The 15,290-nt window shown below is 51.6% G+C and carries 11 protein-coding genes; 1 reads left to right on the top strand and 10 read right to left on the bottom strand.

Going from position 1 to position 15,290, the window contains the following annotated elements; translation table 11 throughout:
* Positions 1 to 12: 12 nt before the first annotated feature.
* The 8 genes from R3B84_22885 to R3B84_22920 all read right to left on the bottom strand — a co-directional run bounded on the left by R3B84_22885 (position 13) and on the right by R3B84_22920 (position 8,693).
* Positions 13 to 1,296, bottom strand: coding sequence for a hypothetical protein (locus R3B84_22885; protein MEZ6143424.1), 1,284 nt, complete (start codon positions 1,294 to 1,296; stop codon positions 13 to 15).
* Between the two features lie 27 nt (positions 1,297 to 1,323).
* A complete protein-coding gene (locus R3B84_22890) occupies positions 1,324 to 3,204 on the bottom strand; it encodes a hypothetical protein (GenBank protein MEZ6143425.1) in 1,881 nt (626 codons plus the stop codon).
* Between the two features lie 447 nt (positions 3,205 to 3,651).
* Complete coding sequence (locus tag R3B84_22895) at positions 3,652 to 4,059, bottom strand: GxxExxY protein (GenBank protein ID MEZ6143426.1); 408 nt, start codon at positions 4,057 to 4,059, stop codon at positions 3,652 to 3,654.
* 318 nt (positions 4,060 to 4,377) lie between these two features.
* Complete coding sequence (locus R3B84_22900; GenBank protein MEZ6143427.1) at positions 4,378 to 5,382, bottom strand: DUF1559 domain-containing protein; 1,005 nt, start codon at positions 5,380 to 5,382, stop codon at positions 4,378 to 4,380.
* Positions 5,383 to 5,711: 329 nt separating this feature from the next.
* A complete protein-coding gene (locus tag R3B84_22905) occupies positions 5,712 to 6,716 on the bottom strand; it encodes a DUF1559 domain-containing protein (protein MEZ6143428.1) in 1,005 nt (334 codons plus the stop codon).
* Positions 6,717 to 7,316: 600 nt separating this feature from the next.
* Positions 7,317 to 7,538, bottom strand: coding sequence for a hypothetical protein (locus tag R3B84_22910; GenBank protein ID MEZ6143429.1), 222 nt, complete (start codon positions 7,536 to 7,538; stop codon positions 7,317 to 7,319).
* A gap of 17 nt (positions 7,539 to 7,555) precedes the next feature.
* Positions 7,556 to 8,365, bottom strand: a complete 810-nt coding sequence (locus R3B84_22915) for an Mrp/NBP35 family ATP-binding protein (GenBank protein ID MEZ6143430.1) — start codon at positions 8,363 to 8,365, stop codon at positions 7,556 to 7,558.
* Between the two features lies 1 nt (position 8,366).
* Positions 8,367 to 8,693 (bottom strand): DUF971 domain-containing protein, encoded by a 327-nt coding sequence (locus R3B84_22920; protein MEZ6143431.1) that lies wholly within the window; start codon positions 8,691 to 8,693, stop codon positions 8,367 to 8,369.
* Positions 8,694 to 8,931: 238 nt separating this feature from the next.
* Between R3B84_22920 and R3B84_22925 the strand changes: the two genes are divergently transcribed.
* Positions 8,932 to 10,419, top strand: coding sequence for a sulfatase (locus R3B84_22925; GenBank protein MEZ6143432.1), 1,488 nt, complete (start codon positions 8,932 to 8,934; stop codon positions 10,417 to 10,419).
* A gap of 440 nt (positions 10,420 to 10,859) precedes the next feature.
* Here the strand turns inward: R3B84_22925 and R3B84_22930 are convergent, their stop codons facing one another.
* Both R3B84_22930 and R3B84_22935 read right to left on the bottom strand, forming a co-directional pair.
* Positions 10,860 to 12,263 carry a DUF1501 domain-containing protein gene (locus tag R3B84_22930; protein ID MEZ6143433.1) on the bottom strand — a complete coding sequence of 468 codons (1,404 nt, stop codon included), beginning with the start codon at positions 12,261 to 12,263 and terminating at the stop codon, positions 10,860 to 10,862.
* 3 nt (positions 12,264 to 12,266) lie between these two features.
* Positions 12,267 to 15,257: a DUF1553 domain-containing protein gene (locus tag R3B84_22935; protein ID MEZ6143434.1), complete on the bottom strand. Its 2,991-nt coding sequence runs from the start codon at positions 15,255 to 15,257 to the stop codon at positions 12,267 to 12,269.
* Positions 15,258 to 15,290 lie beyond the last annotated feature (33 nt).

Consider the following 15,290-nt stretch of genomic DNA (forward strand, 5'->3'; position numbering starts at 1 on the left):
TCTCATAGCCCCTTATTTCCTGGGCAGTCTTGCGATAGCTGCCTGGGCAGTTTTGGCAATCCGTGCGGTTTTATCCTCGGCAAGTGTCGCCAGTAGTGCCTTCATCAGCGCTGTGGTGCTGGATTTGACCCAGAGTTGGCTGATGATGTGCGCAAAAGCCGCCACGGTGCGTGCTCGAACCGATGCGTTTGTATGGCGAACGAGTTCCCACAATTGTGTCTCATCACCTAAAAGCCATGCCTGAATGGCGAGGCCGAATGGCGCAAACCCGCTGTGCCCACCCTTGCTTTCCATTAGTTCGCTTAGTACCGATGGGCCATTTTGTTTGTTGTGGGTCTGAATATGTGCCAGACAAATAGCAGCCGTCGCAGCGGGTGGATTGACACGCCCCATATTTTTTGTCAGTTGCATTGACGTACACAGGACATCGATCCATGGTGTCAAATCGACGTTCTCTGCAGCCAATTTGCAACAAAGTATGCCTGCTATTGAAAACGCATTCGCGTATTTTTCCTGGGGGTCTGTTTGAATGACTTTGCATATTAATCCCAGTAATCGTGGAAAAAATTGCTGTACTTGATCCGATTTGCAGATAGCTGGGTTGCTCAAGGACATCATGATCGATTCGAAATAGCGCTTTTCCTCTAACACTGCAACCGCGTGATCATGTTCACCTTCCAGGATCATCTGCAAGACTCGCCAAAAAGGTAAATTGGCTTCTTTTGGGGGGACTGCTGCGACTCCCGACAGACTTTGTCCGTTTTCCAAAGCTCGGACATACGCGGTATTTAGCAAATCGGTCTGCCCTGCTGCCTGAAGTAAATCAAGTACCAATCGCAGAAACTGCGAGTGGCCAAACGTGTATCCGATCCCCTCAAGAATTTTACGTCGCAAAACGTTGTCTTTGTCTGTCAGGCACTTGATCAGTGCTTCCCAGCCAGCTTCGGTCTCCAACTTGGGATGAGGATGAACTGAATAACCCGCGCCAACACGTCCACCAGCCACATGCAGCAAGAACAGTGCTGCATAACGGCGATCTTCTCGATTCCGGCCAGCCAGAATCTTAACAGCACGATCGACCAACGCATGCCACGCGTCACCAACGGGAGGTCCCGCATTCAGCACACACAGGGCGGCATCAAGACATTCTTCTTCAAGTCCCCAAATATTGTCGATCAGGTATTGCTGGGTAGCAGCGTCAACCGTTTCCGTTTCGAGCGCTTTGTGGATTTGCTCACAATAATCAGCCTGATCGAGCGCATCATTCACAAACAAACCCGAGAGCAATTCTTGCATTTCCAATCCTTGTGGGGCGATGATCGGTTATTTTTCTGCGATGTCGAGTTGCAGGAAAGTGTGGCCAGTGTGGCAGCCGTTACAGAATACATATCCGTTTGCCCGTGTGCCACTATAGTGATCGCCGGCAGTGGCATAGAATTTTGCCCGTTTCCCCGCCTTGTCGGTGGCAGGCGATGTCCAGTTGACAATGCGGTCATTGGCATCCAGACCCGCAATCACCGTGGGCATCAACGGATCTGCGGGAACGAAGGTTTTCATTTCCTGGTTCTCATTTAAATCAACCACCAGCAGTTTTTCCCAATGTCCTTTGATACGAGGTACTTCGGGCGAATCAAACCGATCACGATGAGCCCCATATACCACCACCTTTTTAACTGTGTTGGGGTTGGTAACCACATCGGCTTGTCCCGCATCGGTGGACATGTTCAGAATTGGGTACTCCAGCGGAATATTCAAAAAGTGGCTTTCCATTTCGCCGAACGGTGCCTTGGCTGTGCGGCCAGATTGCAGCACCACTTCGGGTGGGGTGTAGGTAGTCACTGCAGGAATTTGTTCGTGCAGGTCGATTTTTCGGCGATAAATCGCCACTGGCTCCGAATCGACCATATTCGGATCGTCAAACAAAAGTTTGGCCGATGCGCCAGCCCACTGTTCTGGCAGTTGGTAAATGCCAAATGCGGTGGGATCTTTGTCCTTTTGGCCTGCGAACAGGATTACCCCACCTGGGCTGGGGCTGGGTGTGGCCATTGCCTGTAACGCACCATGACTGGAATCAGTGGGGGCTTCCTGCAGCAGATTTTCTGCAAAAGCGGGCATTTCTGTTTCAGTGGCCAATGAGCTGGGTGCGGAACGCAGATACCCCACAGGTGCCTGAAATAATCGATAACGTTTGTCGGCATCGTGGGACATGAAGCAGATGTTGCCGTTAAATAATGGGCGGCTTCGCCAGACTGGTTGTGGGATTTTGACCATATAGCCGAAATGCATTCCATCGGGAAACAGCCGCACCGACATCCATTGATCGGTCCCCTGCGTGGCAAACGCCCCACCTTCGGACAGTGGGCGGATTTCTTTGCCATCCGCAGTCACCGCTTCGCGATTTCTGCTCCAGTTACTCCACATAATCCACTCGCCGGTGGTTAAAATCGGCCAGCGATCATTATTGCGGTTCGCAGACAGCGGTTTGAACGCACCCTGGGGCGAGCGGTGCCAGATTTGTGTGGCCCGTCGTGCGTGATCCCGTCCCAGGTCTGGGATGCGGCTGGACGCGAAAATAATTTCGCCATTCCCACGGTCGCACGGATCAATATCGTCGTAATCAATCTGTTTCCGAGTAGCTTCTGGAATCGTGGTGCCATCGGTAGCAAAACGCATCGGTGGGAGTGCGATGCACCCAGGATCATCTGCCAGGCCAGTGATCTGTTCCAGTTGATCCCCATCCACATCCATGCGAAAAATCCGCCAGTGGCCATGATCCGGGGCCGATTTTCGACCCGCAAAAAGGATTTGTTTACCATCGAGCGTGATCGAAGGACTCATCACATCAATGATGCTGGTGCCATCTGGCAACGGTCGTCCCCAGGTCAGCTCGTACACTTTGCCGTTGGGATCGAGTCGGCGCAAACGACCTTCCGGTGCGGCCCACGGAATGGTCCCTGGAAAGGTAAATCCCTCCCCTTCGGGTGTGGCACCTTCCAGCGAACTTGCATTCGTTCGGGAGGTAAAAATAATCGGTACTTCTGGCGGCGTTGCCACAAATGGCTTCAGCGTAACCGCTTCAGGAACAGCAAGTTGAGTCAATTGATCATAAAGAAACAGGGAAAGCCCTGTCCCCACCAGAACCAGTGGCAACAGAACAAATATCCAGAATCGTTTCGAAGTGCGTGCCATCAATGGTTGTTTCATGGTTTAGCTTTTCTTGAAATCTACTTTGCGTCATGGCGATTTGGCAATTTATTTTAAGCAAATACCTGCCAGGATTCTGCTGCATCATCATTGTTGACCGCCACGACGCCAAGACGCCACGAACAAAGTAGAAAAATTTAATATTTGTTTCGTGTATTAACTTTTATTGAGAATCTATTTGGAGTCCTGTGGTTTTGACAATTTATTGTAAGCAAATACCTGCTGCATCATCATTGTTGACCGCCACAACGTCAAGACGCCAAGAACACAGATTACAGATTTAATGGTAATTTCATAGAAGTTTAATCTTGTAATCTATTTCGCGTCATGGCGATTAGGAAGTTTATTGTAACCAGATACCTGCCAGGTTACTACTGATTTCGTGGCGTCTTGGCGACGTGGCGGTCAATACCTCTTTAATAGTGGGGCTTATCACCTGAGCCTAAATTACTCCGGTATCGATGATTCGGTATAAACGATCCGTTTAATACCTTCTTTCATCAAAGGTACGTTGAAATTCAACAGCAGTCCCAGTGTATGGCCTGTTGCTTTTAGATAAGATATAACTTGTGCTTTGTGGATCTCTGCCAAAGCATTTACCGTCTTTATCTCCACAATTAATTCTCCACCAACAAGGAAATCCAAAAACCCTTCACCAATTGAACGGCCCTTGTATGACAATGCAATTGCATGCTGGCGACTAAACAGTATTTTTCGTAGAGAAAATTCTATAGATAGAGCTTCTTCATAAGTTCGTTCCAAGTACCCAGGACCAAGAAACCGATGTACTTCAAATGCAGCATCAATTACAGCATTCGCTAATTTATCTACATGAATCGGTGGCTCGTTTCTCATAAATCACCGTGCAAAATGAATGCCCTGAGTTCATAACCCAAATAGCCATTACTGGATTATCTTTATGAACGCCAAGTCACATGAAAACAGAATTTGTATATGGTTGTTTCATAGAAACGTTATCTTCGTCTTTCGTGGCGTCTTGGCGACGTGGCGGTCAAATATATTACCCTGACATTTGTCAGAATACAGCTAGAAATGGATTTAACTACCAAGCTCAAGTATAATTAGTGGAGAAGACCACGTGGGAACAATGATAACACTGTCCCACGTGGGCTGCAAAGATGAGTTAATTTTAATTAATGCAGAGGTCCGAACTTAGTTATCGTTCGTTACTGGTTGGCCGTCGCTGGCACTTCCCAACTGGTAGAGAGTTGCAGGGGCCACAGAATCGCGGATGAAACGAACAGAACCGTCACCCATACAGGCGTTGACGCCACCAGTGTGCTGACTTCGCAGAGTTGCCTGATTGTTATCTGGGCAACCAGTCCAACAGCCCAAGTTTTGCTGAGCTGGGCTAGGATTGGGGCAGCCAGAAATATCGTCAGAACCACCAGCTTTATCGTTAATTCGACTTGCATCACCAACAGCGTATGTTCCAACGCTACTGGCACCGATGTGCCCAGCGGCCCAAGTCCCGCGGGAATCGTTGGCATTAAAGCCAGACAGCACCTCGCCCACCATAATGGTATTGCTGGAGCCGTCCTGCATCCCTTCCACTTTCATGCAATTGTGGGGAAATCGCGTGGTAAACCAGAATGGTCCACGACCACTCCAGCCAAAACCTGCATTGGTCGATCCGCCGTCGTTTGCGTTCCGGCCTGTTGGTCCGAGGTTGGCAGCATAACTTCCGCGTGCCCAACCGCCACCACCACCGTTGTAAAGTACAGTGGTTCGCGAATCCGATGGGCACTGCAGGGTTTTGATCACCGTGCCACGAATATTACGCCAGCCATGATTCGTGTTAACGTTGCTCATCCAGGCAGTAATACTGGCTTCCTGTTGTCGATACAGGTTATCCTGTTCGAAGTGGGGCAGCATCAGCACAATCCAGTTGGGGCCATAAGTGTCAATCTGATTGGCGTTGTTAACACCGTTACCACCAATCGCAATCATTGCAGAAGGCAAACCATTGCCAAGATCGGCATAACTGTGGCAAGCCACGCCCAGTTGTTTCAGATTGTTGGTACACTTGGCCCGATTGGCGGCTTCGCGTACTTTTTGTACTGCGGGAAGCAGCAGGCCAATCAAAATAGCAATAATAGCAATCACGACCAACAGTTCGATCAGGGTGAAACCCCGTCGTTTGAGAGAGGAATACATCAAACCCCCACCATTAAGTGAAAAAATTAGAAAATGATCATGGCCCCATGCGAACGATGAGAAAACCATCATCAAGTTACAAGAATGTTACTCGATTAATTCGTTTGGTGGAAGAGAAAAATGAAGTTTTCTTGAAATCCAGATGATAAATTCAAAAACGCCAAGCTGCAGAAATTGTCGCAATTCCTTTAAAAATAATAACTTGCGTCAATTTTCTCCAAAATAATATTATGAGGAAATTCTTTTGTTATAAAGCGATTTCTGTTAAAAATTTCACTTTTTACTGCCAGATTCAACCAAAACACCGCTTTCTTAGTGCGTGCCGTCCACTAATTATCGTTGGTTACTGGCTGGCCGTCGGAAGCACTTCCTAACAGGTAGAACGTTCGTTGGGCGATGCTGTCGCGAATGAATCGCACGGAGCCATCACCCATGGCTGCATTCACCCCGCCGGTGTGCTGGCTACGCATTGTTGCCTGGTTGTTATCCGGGCAGCCAGTCCAGCACCCAAGGTTTTGCTGCCAGGGGCTGGGGTTGGGGCAGCCCGCGACATCGTCGGAACCGGTATTTCTGGAATTAGGCAACTGTGCGTCGCCAGAGGCATAACGGCCAACGCTGCTGGCACCGATATGACCCGCAGCCCAGGTTCCACGCGAATCGTTGGCATTAAAGCCTGCCAATACTTCTCCAACCATAATGGTGTTGCTGGAGCCATCCTGCATCCCTTCCACTTTCATGCAATTGTGGGGTAGGCGGGTAGTAAACCAGAACGGCCCTCGACCATTTAAGCCATATGCGGCATTGTTGCCACCACCATCGTTGGCATTTCGCCCCGCTGGCCCCAGATTGGCCGCATAGTTGCCCCGTGCCCAGTTGCCACCTGGGCCGTTGTAAGCAGCAGAATTGCGTGAATCCGACGGACATTGCAGGGTTTTGATCACCGTGCCACGGATGGCGCGCCAGTTATGGTTTGTGTTCGAATTGCTCATCCAGGCAGTGATACTGGCCGCTTGCTGACGATACAGGTTATCCTGTTCGAAGTAAGGCAGCATCAGCACCAGCCAGTTGGGACCGTAACCCGCGGCATTCGTGGTGCGATTCAGACCGCCACCACCCGGTGCGATCATTGCGGAAGGCAGTCCACTGTTCACATCGGCATAACTGTGGCACGCCACACCCAGTTGTTTCAGGTTGTTGGTGCACTTGGCCCGGTTGGCTGCTTCGCGTACTTTTTGTACGGCAGGCAGCAATAATCCAATCAAAATGGCAATGATGGCAATCACCACCAACAGTTCAATCAGGGTAAATCCCCGACGATTGAGAGAGGCTGGCATACGATTCCTCACAAAAGAGAAGAAAGATTAGAGAAAGATCATGTTTTCATTTTGAATAATGAAAAAAACATCATCACTTATTGCCCATCCTAGCCGAATCGCGGGATTAATGGAAGTTAAAAATGAAGTTTTCCTGAAAATTTTCCAGGTGGCCTGTCTTGGCTGAATCGTTTAAATCTGCGTAAGTTATTGATTTGAAATAACTTACAGAAAATCATACTTATGAATAAATTCTCTCTTTTTGCGATAGAAATAACAAAAATTTCTCATTTATTAGTTTGCCACTGCCATCTTTTTGGGTGAAATCGTGCTTTCGTGACCGACATCAGGCAAGGATTTGACCGCAAATTTCCACCGAAGCACTGCCCGTCGGCTCACAACACATGATGTTGAGTTGCCAACTCAATTGTTTAGTACTGGTTTCCCGCCTTCGCGGGAATGACGGTTGTAGACACGTTCAGATTCTTCTGGTAGACACAACCGTCTGAAACCCAACCTCGGTTGGGTTTGTGAGCCGACGGCAAAAGCCACGGTTGGATCGAAAAATACCAGAAACACCGAATTTCAAACTGATTTTGGTTTAGGTGCGAAAGAGAAAGTTTACTTCTTGGCGGCATATGCCAGGAATTTCAAGATGCTGAAGATGATCATCGCAATTCCGCCGAACTTGAAAAGAGGGCGAAATTTATCTAGCATTGCTGCTTGTCTGGCACCAGTTTCTGTCGTCGGGTCAATTTTTTTGTAACTGAAATAGAGTACATAGCTGCCAATCAGTGCCATGATGCCATTTTCAATTATTGAGGCGAAATCACTTGAGTTCATGAATGGTGCCCGGTGGGTTACAACTCCACTTCTGGCAGTGGTTGGGGCGTGGTACCGCTGACTTCTTCGATCAATGCACGTGCCAGTGCCAGGTAAGCCTGTGAAACCGCAGCATCAGGGTGGGTCAGCAGCATTGGCACGCCGGCATCGCCACATTCTGCGACTTGAGGCTGGATCGGAATTTCAGCTAAAAAGCGGGTGTCGTTGTCTTTGGCCAGTTTTGCACCCCCACCGTGCTTGAACAGTTCGTAGCGTTTGCCATCATCGCCGACGAAAAAGCTCATGTTTTCCACCACCCCCAGTACGGGAGTGTGCAGTTGGCGGAACATGTTGAGTGCCTTTACCGCATCAATCAGGCTGACATCCTGTGGCGTGGTGACAATCACCGCACCAGTGACTGGTACGGTCTGGCACAGGCTCAACTGGGCATCGCCGGTACCGGGGGGCATGTCAATCACCAGATAATCCAGTTCACCCCATGGGATCTGGGTCAAAAATGAGGTCACCCATTTGCCCACCATCGGGCCGCGGAGCAGCACCCCACGGCCAGCATCGGGCAGAAAACCCAGCGACATCAGCTTCAAGCCATGCTTTTCCAGTGGGAAGTTGGCAATTGCGGGATCGACCGCACCGGTGCCTGTCATCATGGGTACACTGGGGCCGTAAATGTCCGCATCCATCAGGCCCACTTTCAGGCCTTGTTGCTGCAGTGCGATGGCCAGGTTCAACGAGACGGTCGATTTCCCCACCCCACCTTTGCCACTGGCGACCGCAATAATATGTTTCACATCCTGAATCGCAGGATTACGTGCTGGTTCGTTCGACATCTTACTCCTTCAACTCGACAGGTGTGGACAACTGCCGTAAATATTCAATGGTATAAATTCCGGTATCGTGCCCATCGTTCCAGATAATCTGATAGGCGTAGTTGCCTTTGGGCAGCATTTTCACCGGTGCGGGGGCACCGGCAGCCAGTTCTTTGTCCGAAAGTAGCCGAAAAGGGTCGACCGGTTTCTGGCGTTCATCGTTGCACATGGCACATGGGCACATCTTTCGCAGCTTCTGCCAGGCAACGCGGGTGTGGGCACCATCGGACCAGGCAATTTCCAGAGAATCCCCCACCCGCTGGAGACGAGTTGGAGCGGTATCATTCATCGCGACATCCCACGCACTAAATGCAAAGAAACATTAATAAGCTACGGAATTTGCAAAGAAAAGCTGTTGTGAAGCGGCCACAAGTGCAGATTCAGTTTCGCACTGCGTCATTGCCTGATTCGCCTTCTGAACAGAATGCAGTTGTTGATCAGCAGATGGTACTCCCACTTTTCATTTTCCTTTCAACCCCACGGTGGGATACAATGAACCGCGATTGGCTCCTAAAAATGAATGAAATATGAGAATCCTCCTCTCCCTGCTGTGCGTGGGGCTATTCCAGGGCACCACGTGGGCTGCGGAACGACCGAACGTGCTGTTCATTGCGATTGACGATCTGAACGACTGGCTGGGCTGCCTGAAAGGCCATTCGCAGGCGTATTCGCCCAATATCGACAAACTGGCCGCACGTGGGACGCTGTTTACCAATGCCCACTGTCAGGCACCGTTGTGCAATCCTTCTCGTTCGAGCCTGCTGACGGGTCTGCGCCCCAGTTCTACTGGCATTCATGGCCTGCAGCCAGGAATTCGGCAGGTGCCTGCTACCAAAAACCTGCAAACACTGCCGCAAACCTTCCTGAAAGCGGGTTACCACACCTATACATGTGGCAAGATTTACCACGATGGCTCAATCAAACCGGCAGAGCGTGCCGCCGAATTTGCGACGTGGGGCCCGGCACCTGGCATGGGCAAACCTGCGAATCGGATTGCCAAACTACCTGGCAAGCCCCACCCGTTAATGGACTGGGGGCCTTTTCCCGAACATGCAGAGGACGCTGCCGATTACAAAATTGCCAGTGCGGCGGTGCAGGCACTGAACGAGGCACCCAAAGATCAGCCATTTTTCATCGCAGCGGGCTTTCGCCTGCCCCACGTGCCCTGTTTTGCTCCACCGGAGTGGTTCGCAAAGTTTCCGATCGACAAAGTGCAATTACCACCCATCAAGCGGGACGATCGAGACGATACACCCCGGTTTTCGTGGTACCTGCACTGGAAATTGCCCGAACCACGGCTGAAAACATTAGAGGATTTTAAGGAAATCACCCCACTGGTGCGTGGCTATCTGGCCAGCGTGGCGTTTGTGGATGCGATGGTGGGCCGGGTTCTGGACGCACTGGAGAAAACAGGACGCACCAACGACACGATTGTGGTGCTTTGGAGCGACCACGGTTATCATCTGGGTGAAAAATTAATCTCCGGCAAGAATACGCTGTGGGAACGCTCCACCCACGTGCCGTTAATTTTTGCCGGACCTGGCTGTGCGGCGAAGGCGGTCTGCACGCAACCCGCGGAACTGCTGGATATTTTCCCCACGTTACTGGAGCTGGGCAAGTTACCTGCCAGAGCCGACCTGGATGGCCACAGTCTAGTGCCACAATTGCAGGATGCCAGCAAAAAACGCCCGTGGCCTGCGATTACCACCCACAATCAGGGGAACCATGCGGTGCGGGATGACCAGTTTCGCTACATCCGTTATGCCGATGGCACGGAAGAAATGTACGACATGAAGGCCGATCCGAATGAATGGACGAACCTGCTGGCACCAAACGCCACCATTCTACCCGCAACGAAAGAACGCCGCGACGCACTGGCGAAGTGGTTACCAAAGGTTGATCTGCCTGCCACTGCAGGAAGTGCACACCGCGTATTGACTTATGACAAAAAAACCGGCCAGGTCACGTGGGAAGGACAACCCATCGGCCCGAAAGACCCCATCCCACTTCCGTAAAGGCGAGCAAAGTGAGCTGGCTAGAAAATAAATTCTCTTTGGCCCTGAAGGGGCCATTCTGTCAGCCCAGGGTGAGCAAAGCGAGCCCTGGGTTACTGGTACAAAAAATCTTCGGCCCTGTAGGGGCCGTTCAAATTCGAAGTGATGAACCTAACAGATTTAATCAGAACACAGACTCATTTTGAACGGCCCCTACAGGGCCGCGGGTATGGTAATTTCTTTTCCCAGGGCTCGCTTCGCTCACCCTGGGCTGACAGAATGGCCCCTTCAGGGCCAAAAGAGAATCCCCAGCCCTTACGGAATGGGCTACAACTAGACTGCACTTCGTGCCTGAAGCAATAATTGGGGTATAGAAATCTCGGCCAGAAAGAACCAAAGAGTCCAGATTCAAATAAAAACGACTACTCCCGTCAACTCAGCCCAGTTGAGATGCTTCGTACTTACCCCAGAATTCCCTTTACCAGCTCCCCGTGGACGTTGGTCAGGCGGCGTTGGATGCCGTTGTGGTAGAACGTCAGTTTTTCGTGGTCGAGGCCCAGCAGGTGCAGCACGGTGGCGTGGAAATCGTGCCAACTGACCGGATTCTCGGCTGCTTTCCACCCCACATTGTCGGTGGTGCCGTACGCGATCCCCGGTTTCAGTCCTGCGCCTGCCATCCAGCATGAAAACCCATAGCGATTGTGGTCGCGACCGGTGCCCACTACGTTGGCTGCGGATTGGGCAAACGGGGTGCGGCCAAATTCCGTGGTAAACAGCACCAGCGTGTCTTCCAGCAATCCGCGGTTGTGCAGATCATGCAGTAAGGCCGCAATTGGCTGGTCAATCCGTTCCGCTTCCGCCTGGTGGTTCGTTTTCACATTTTCGTGGGCGTCCCAACTGGTGCGTGGGCTGCCACCAATCGGTCCACCGGAATAGATCTGGATGTAGCGAGTGCCTTTTTCGAGCAATCGACGTGCCAGCAGGCAGCGAATTCCACAATCCTGGGTGGCTTTGTTGTGAATGCCGTAGGCTTGCTTCGTTTTTTCATCTTCCTGGCTGAGATCGGCCACTTTGGGAATGGCTAGCTGCATTTTTGCCGCTAACTGATAGCTGGCAATCCGGCTGAGCAGTGGGTCTTCCATGGGGTGGCTGGCACCGTACTGCTGGTTGAGTTTGCCCAGAAGTTCTTTCGCTGCAAGCTCTTGCGACGCGGGCACCGCCTGACGTGGGTGCAGATCCTGCACCGGTTGATTGCCCGATTGAAAGGCCACTCCCTGGTGCACGGATGGCAAAAAACCGCTTGTCCAGTTAGACGCACCTCCGGTGGGATCGCCACGGCCATCGGGCAGCACCACGTACGTGGGAAGTTCATCGGTAATCGCACCCATGCCGTAGGAAAGCCAGCTTCCCAACGATGGGTAACCGTTAAAGCCAAAGCCACTGTTCAGCAGAAACAACCCGGGGGTGTGGTTGGCTGTTTCAGAGAACATCGACCGAATCACCGTCAGCTTATCGGCATGCTTCGCAATATTGGGAAACAGATTGGACAGCCACAACCCACTGTTGCCGTGCTGCTGAAAAGCAAAATCGCTCTGGCGAAGTCGCCCGATTTGCCCAAAGAAAATGTCCGGTGCGTGGTCCATTTTCAGGGTTTTGCCATGCATTTTCGTCAATTCTGGCTTGTAATCGAACGAATCCAGGTGACTGAGCCCGCCCACAAGCGAAATCTGGATGGCCCGCTTTGCCTTGGCTTTAGGATTGGCAACAACCTTGCCCGCGTTCAGCAGGTCCAGCAGGGCAATGCCCGCCAGGCCGGAGAAGGATTGCAGCAGGTTCCGGCGGTGCATCATGGTTTCTGGTTGCATGCGTTACTCCACGTGTAGAAATTCGTTACTGTTGAACAGGGCACGCACCAGCGGTGGCAGGCCTTCTTTCTGCACAATCGGTCGAATGAGAGCCAATTCCTCCGACGTGGGTGATCGCTGGTAGACCTGTTGAAACAGGTAGGTCACCTGGGCGTCGACCGATTTTGGTTCTGCCTGTTCTGCCCGCTGGGTCAGCAGTCCCACCATCCGCAGGGCAAAATCACCATTCCACAGCGACAGTGCCTGCAGTGGGGTGGTTGTCTGGCTGCGGGTGGGGGTGGCAGAAGCCGGATCGGGGCAATCAAAACTGTCCAACAGACCCCCATTGGCACTGCGGGGCAAAAAGCGATAAATACTTCGGCGGTGCTGGGCAAAACCCCCACGATCTTCCGGCAAAAAGTAGGCGGTGCCGTTTTTATTTAGCAGTTGATAGTCCGAAAAGCCCTTCCCACCCATTTCGGTATTCAGCACACCAGCGTGCTGCAACATCCGATCGCGAAGCACTTCGCCTTCAATGCGGCTGGGCGATTTTCGCCAATAGTATTGGTTATCCCGATCAATATTCGCTGCATCAGGCCGATGGTGCGAGGCTTGCTGATAGGTGGCAGAAGTGAGAATCAGCGTGTGCAGTTTTTTGATATCGAAACCAGAATCAATGAATTCCGCTGTCAACCAATTGAGCAGATCGGCGTGAATTGGTTTCCCACCGTTAAAGCCAAAGTCGCTGGGTGTCTGCACCAGTGCGGTGCCAAAGTGGTAGTACCAGATCCGATTGACCATCACGCGGGCAAACAGAGGGTTGTCGCTGGAAGTCAGCCACTGTGCAATTTTTTTGCGTCGTTCCCCTTCCGGTGCATTGTGGGGTAATTCGTAATGCTGTTTCGCTGAAACTTTGGACAGAGAACCGGCACCGATGGCACGCACCGGGTTTGCCGCCTGACCTCGCGCAAGTACTTGCGTGACAGGTGGTTGCTGCGTATTCAACGTGTAGACTTTCAGTAATTGACTTCCCGCCAGTCGAGCAATTTCTGCCCTCAGGTGGGCCAATTGTGCGTCCCACTGCAGCAGTTGTTTTTTCTCATTTTCTTTTAATGCTTCCAGCACCTTTTCCGAATTGAGAAATGAACTGGCACGGAAAGACTGTTCAATCTCGTCTTTGGTCAGTGACTTGTTATATAACCGTGCTTTAATAATTGTGCCGTTCAGCACGTGGTTCCCACCTGCGGGGTGGTGTCGCAACCCGAACAGCACGTGCGACTTTCCTGCTGGAAACGTCACCAGTTCCTGGGCACGATAGCCCGTACCATACGGTTTGCCGTTTCGATAAGCGGTAATGGTGCCATCGCTGCCGTATGTAATGGCCAGATGCACCGGGTGCTGGGTGGCTTCCGTTTCCTGTGGTGCATTGAAAGAGGCAGTGCGACGGAAAAAATTACTCCCCGCCAGCCATTGGTTCTTGTCTTTTTCGGCAAAGACAATCGCATCGAACACGGCACCGTTTTCAATGGAAATCACCCCTCCGCCGGCCTGATTCAACGTGGGCAACTGCACCCAGGCTTCCAAGGTTTTTTCCTGCAAGTCGCTTTTCAACGCGGAAGACTGTGCGTAGCCACTTTTGCCATCCACCACCAATCCGGTGGGGGTGAATTTTGCCTTACCATGTAGTTCAACATCAAGATTCCCCAGCAAATCCTTGCCAGACTGCTGGAAATCCCACGCAGCCAGTGGTGCGGGGCCGACATTGGCCGCTTCTTCTTTTGGCAGGCGACTTTTCGCCAGTTCCCACAATTGATCGCGGGAGCGTTTCAACGTAACTTCTTTGCTGGTAAGTGCCTGCAACTGTTCTTCATTCATCGGCACTTTGATGAGGCTTTCCCCATGTCGCACACCGGTGAAGTTGGCGGCAAAGCGATAGTAGTCTTCCTGGGTGATCGGATCATATTTATGATCGTGGCAGCGGGCACAATTAATGGTTAAACCCAGAAACAATTGCCCCACGTTGCCAACCAGTTCTTCCAGTTCGTCCTGAAAGGCGGTTTCGCGTGCCACAGGTAACGATGGCAGAACAGTATTGTGAATACCATTCACCAGGTAACCCGTGGCAATTTTCGCCCCCACCGATTGTGGTGCCAGTTGATCCCCAGCCAACTGCCACGCTGCAAATTGCTGGTAAGGCATATTCGCATTCAGTGCGTCAATTACCCAGTTGCGGTAATGCCAGGCATTCTCACGCGGTGCGTTGCGTTCAAACCCGTCCGATTCCCCAAATCGCACCACATCCAGCCAGTGCCGGGCCCACCGTTCCCCGTATTGTGGGGAAGCCAGCGTTCGCTGCACCAACTGTTCCCACGCATCGGGTGCGGGATCATTCACAAACTGTTGCACCTCTTCGTGCGTCGGTGCCAGACCCAGCAGGTCGTGGTAAAGTCGTTTGATCAGCACCGGTCGGCTGGCTTTCGGTGAAAAAGTTAATTTTTTCTCATGAAATTTTGCAGCAATGAAGCTGTCAATCGGGCTGAGAATGGAATTTGACGAATCGCCATATTGTGATTCTGGAATATTTGGCCGCACAATGGGTTGAAAAGCCCACCAGTCGGTGCCCGAACGCAATGAAGTGGTATGCTCAAACAGGCGAATCGGGTCTTCGTCCCACGGTAGGTTCTGGTCGATCCATAATTGAATGAGTTTTTTCTCATCATCCTTCAGTGGGTGCTTCGGGGGCATTTTGTCGGACGCAACGAGTTTCCAGAGAATGCTTTTGTCGCTGTTTCCGGGTTGAATCACTTTGCCGGAATCCCCACCTTGCAGGGCAGATTTGCGTGAAATTAGATTCAAACCACCTGCGGGATCGCTCCCACGGTGGCATTCGAGACAGCGATCAATCAGGAGAGGCACAATCTGCTTTTGGAAATCAACGGGTGATTCGGCATGCACGGACGACACGAGCAGCCACCCGCACAGCACCACCCACGTATGAACGTTTTGTAAGATCATTTTTCCAGGCTCCCCACCGAATGGGTACAGGGT

This window comes from Zavarzinella sp. (assembly GCA_041399155.1).
Lineage (GTDB): Bacteria > Planctomycetota > Planctomycetia > Gemmatales > Gemmataceae > JAWKTI01.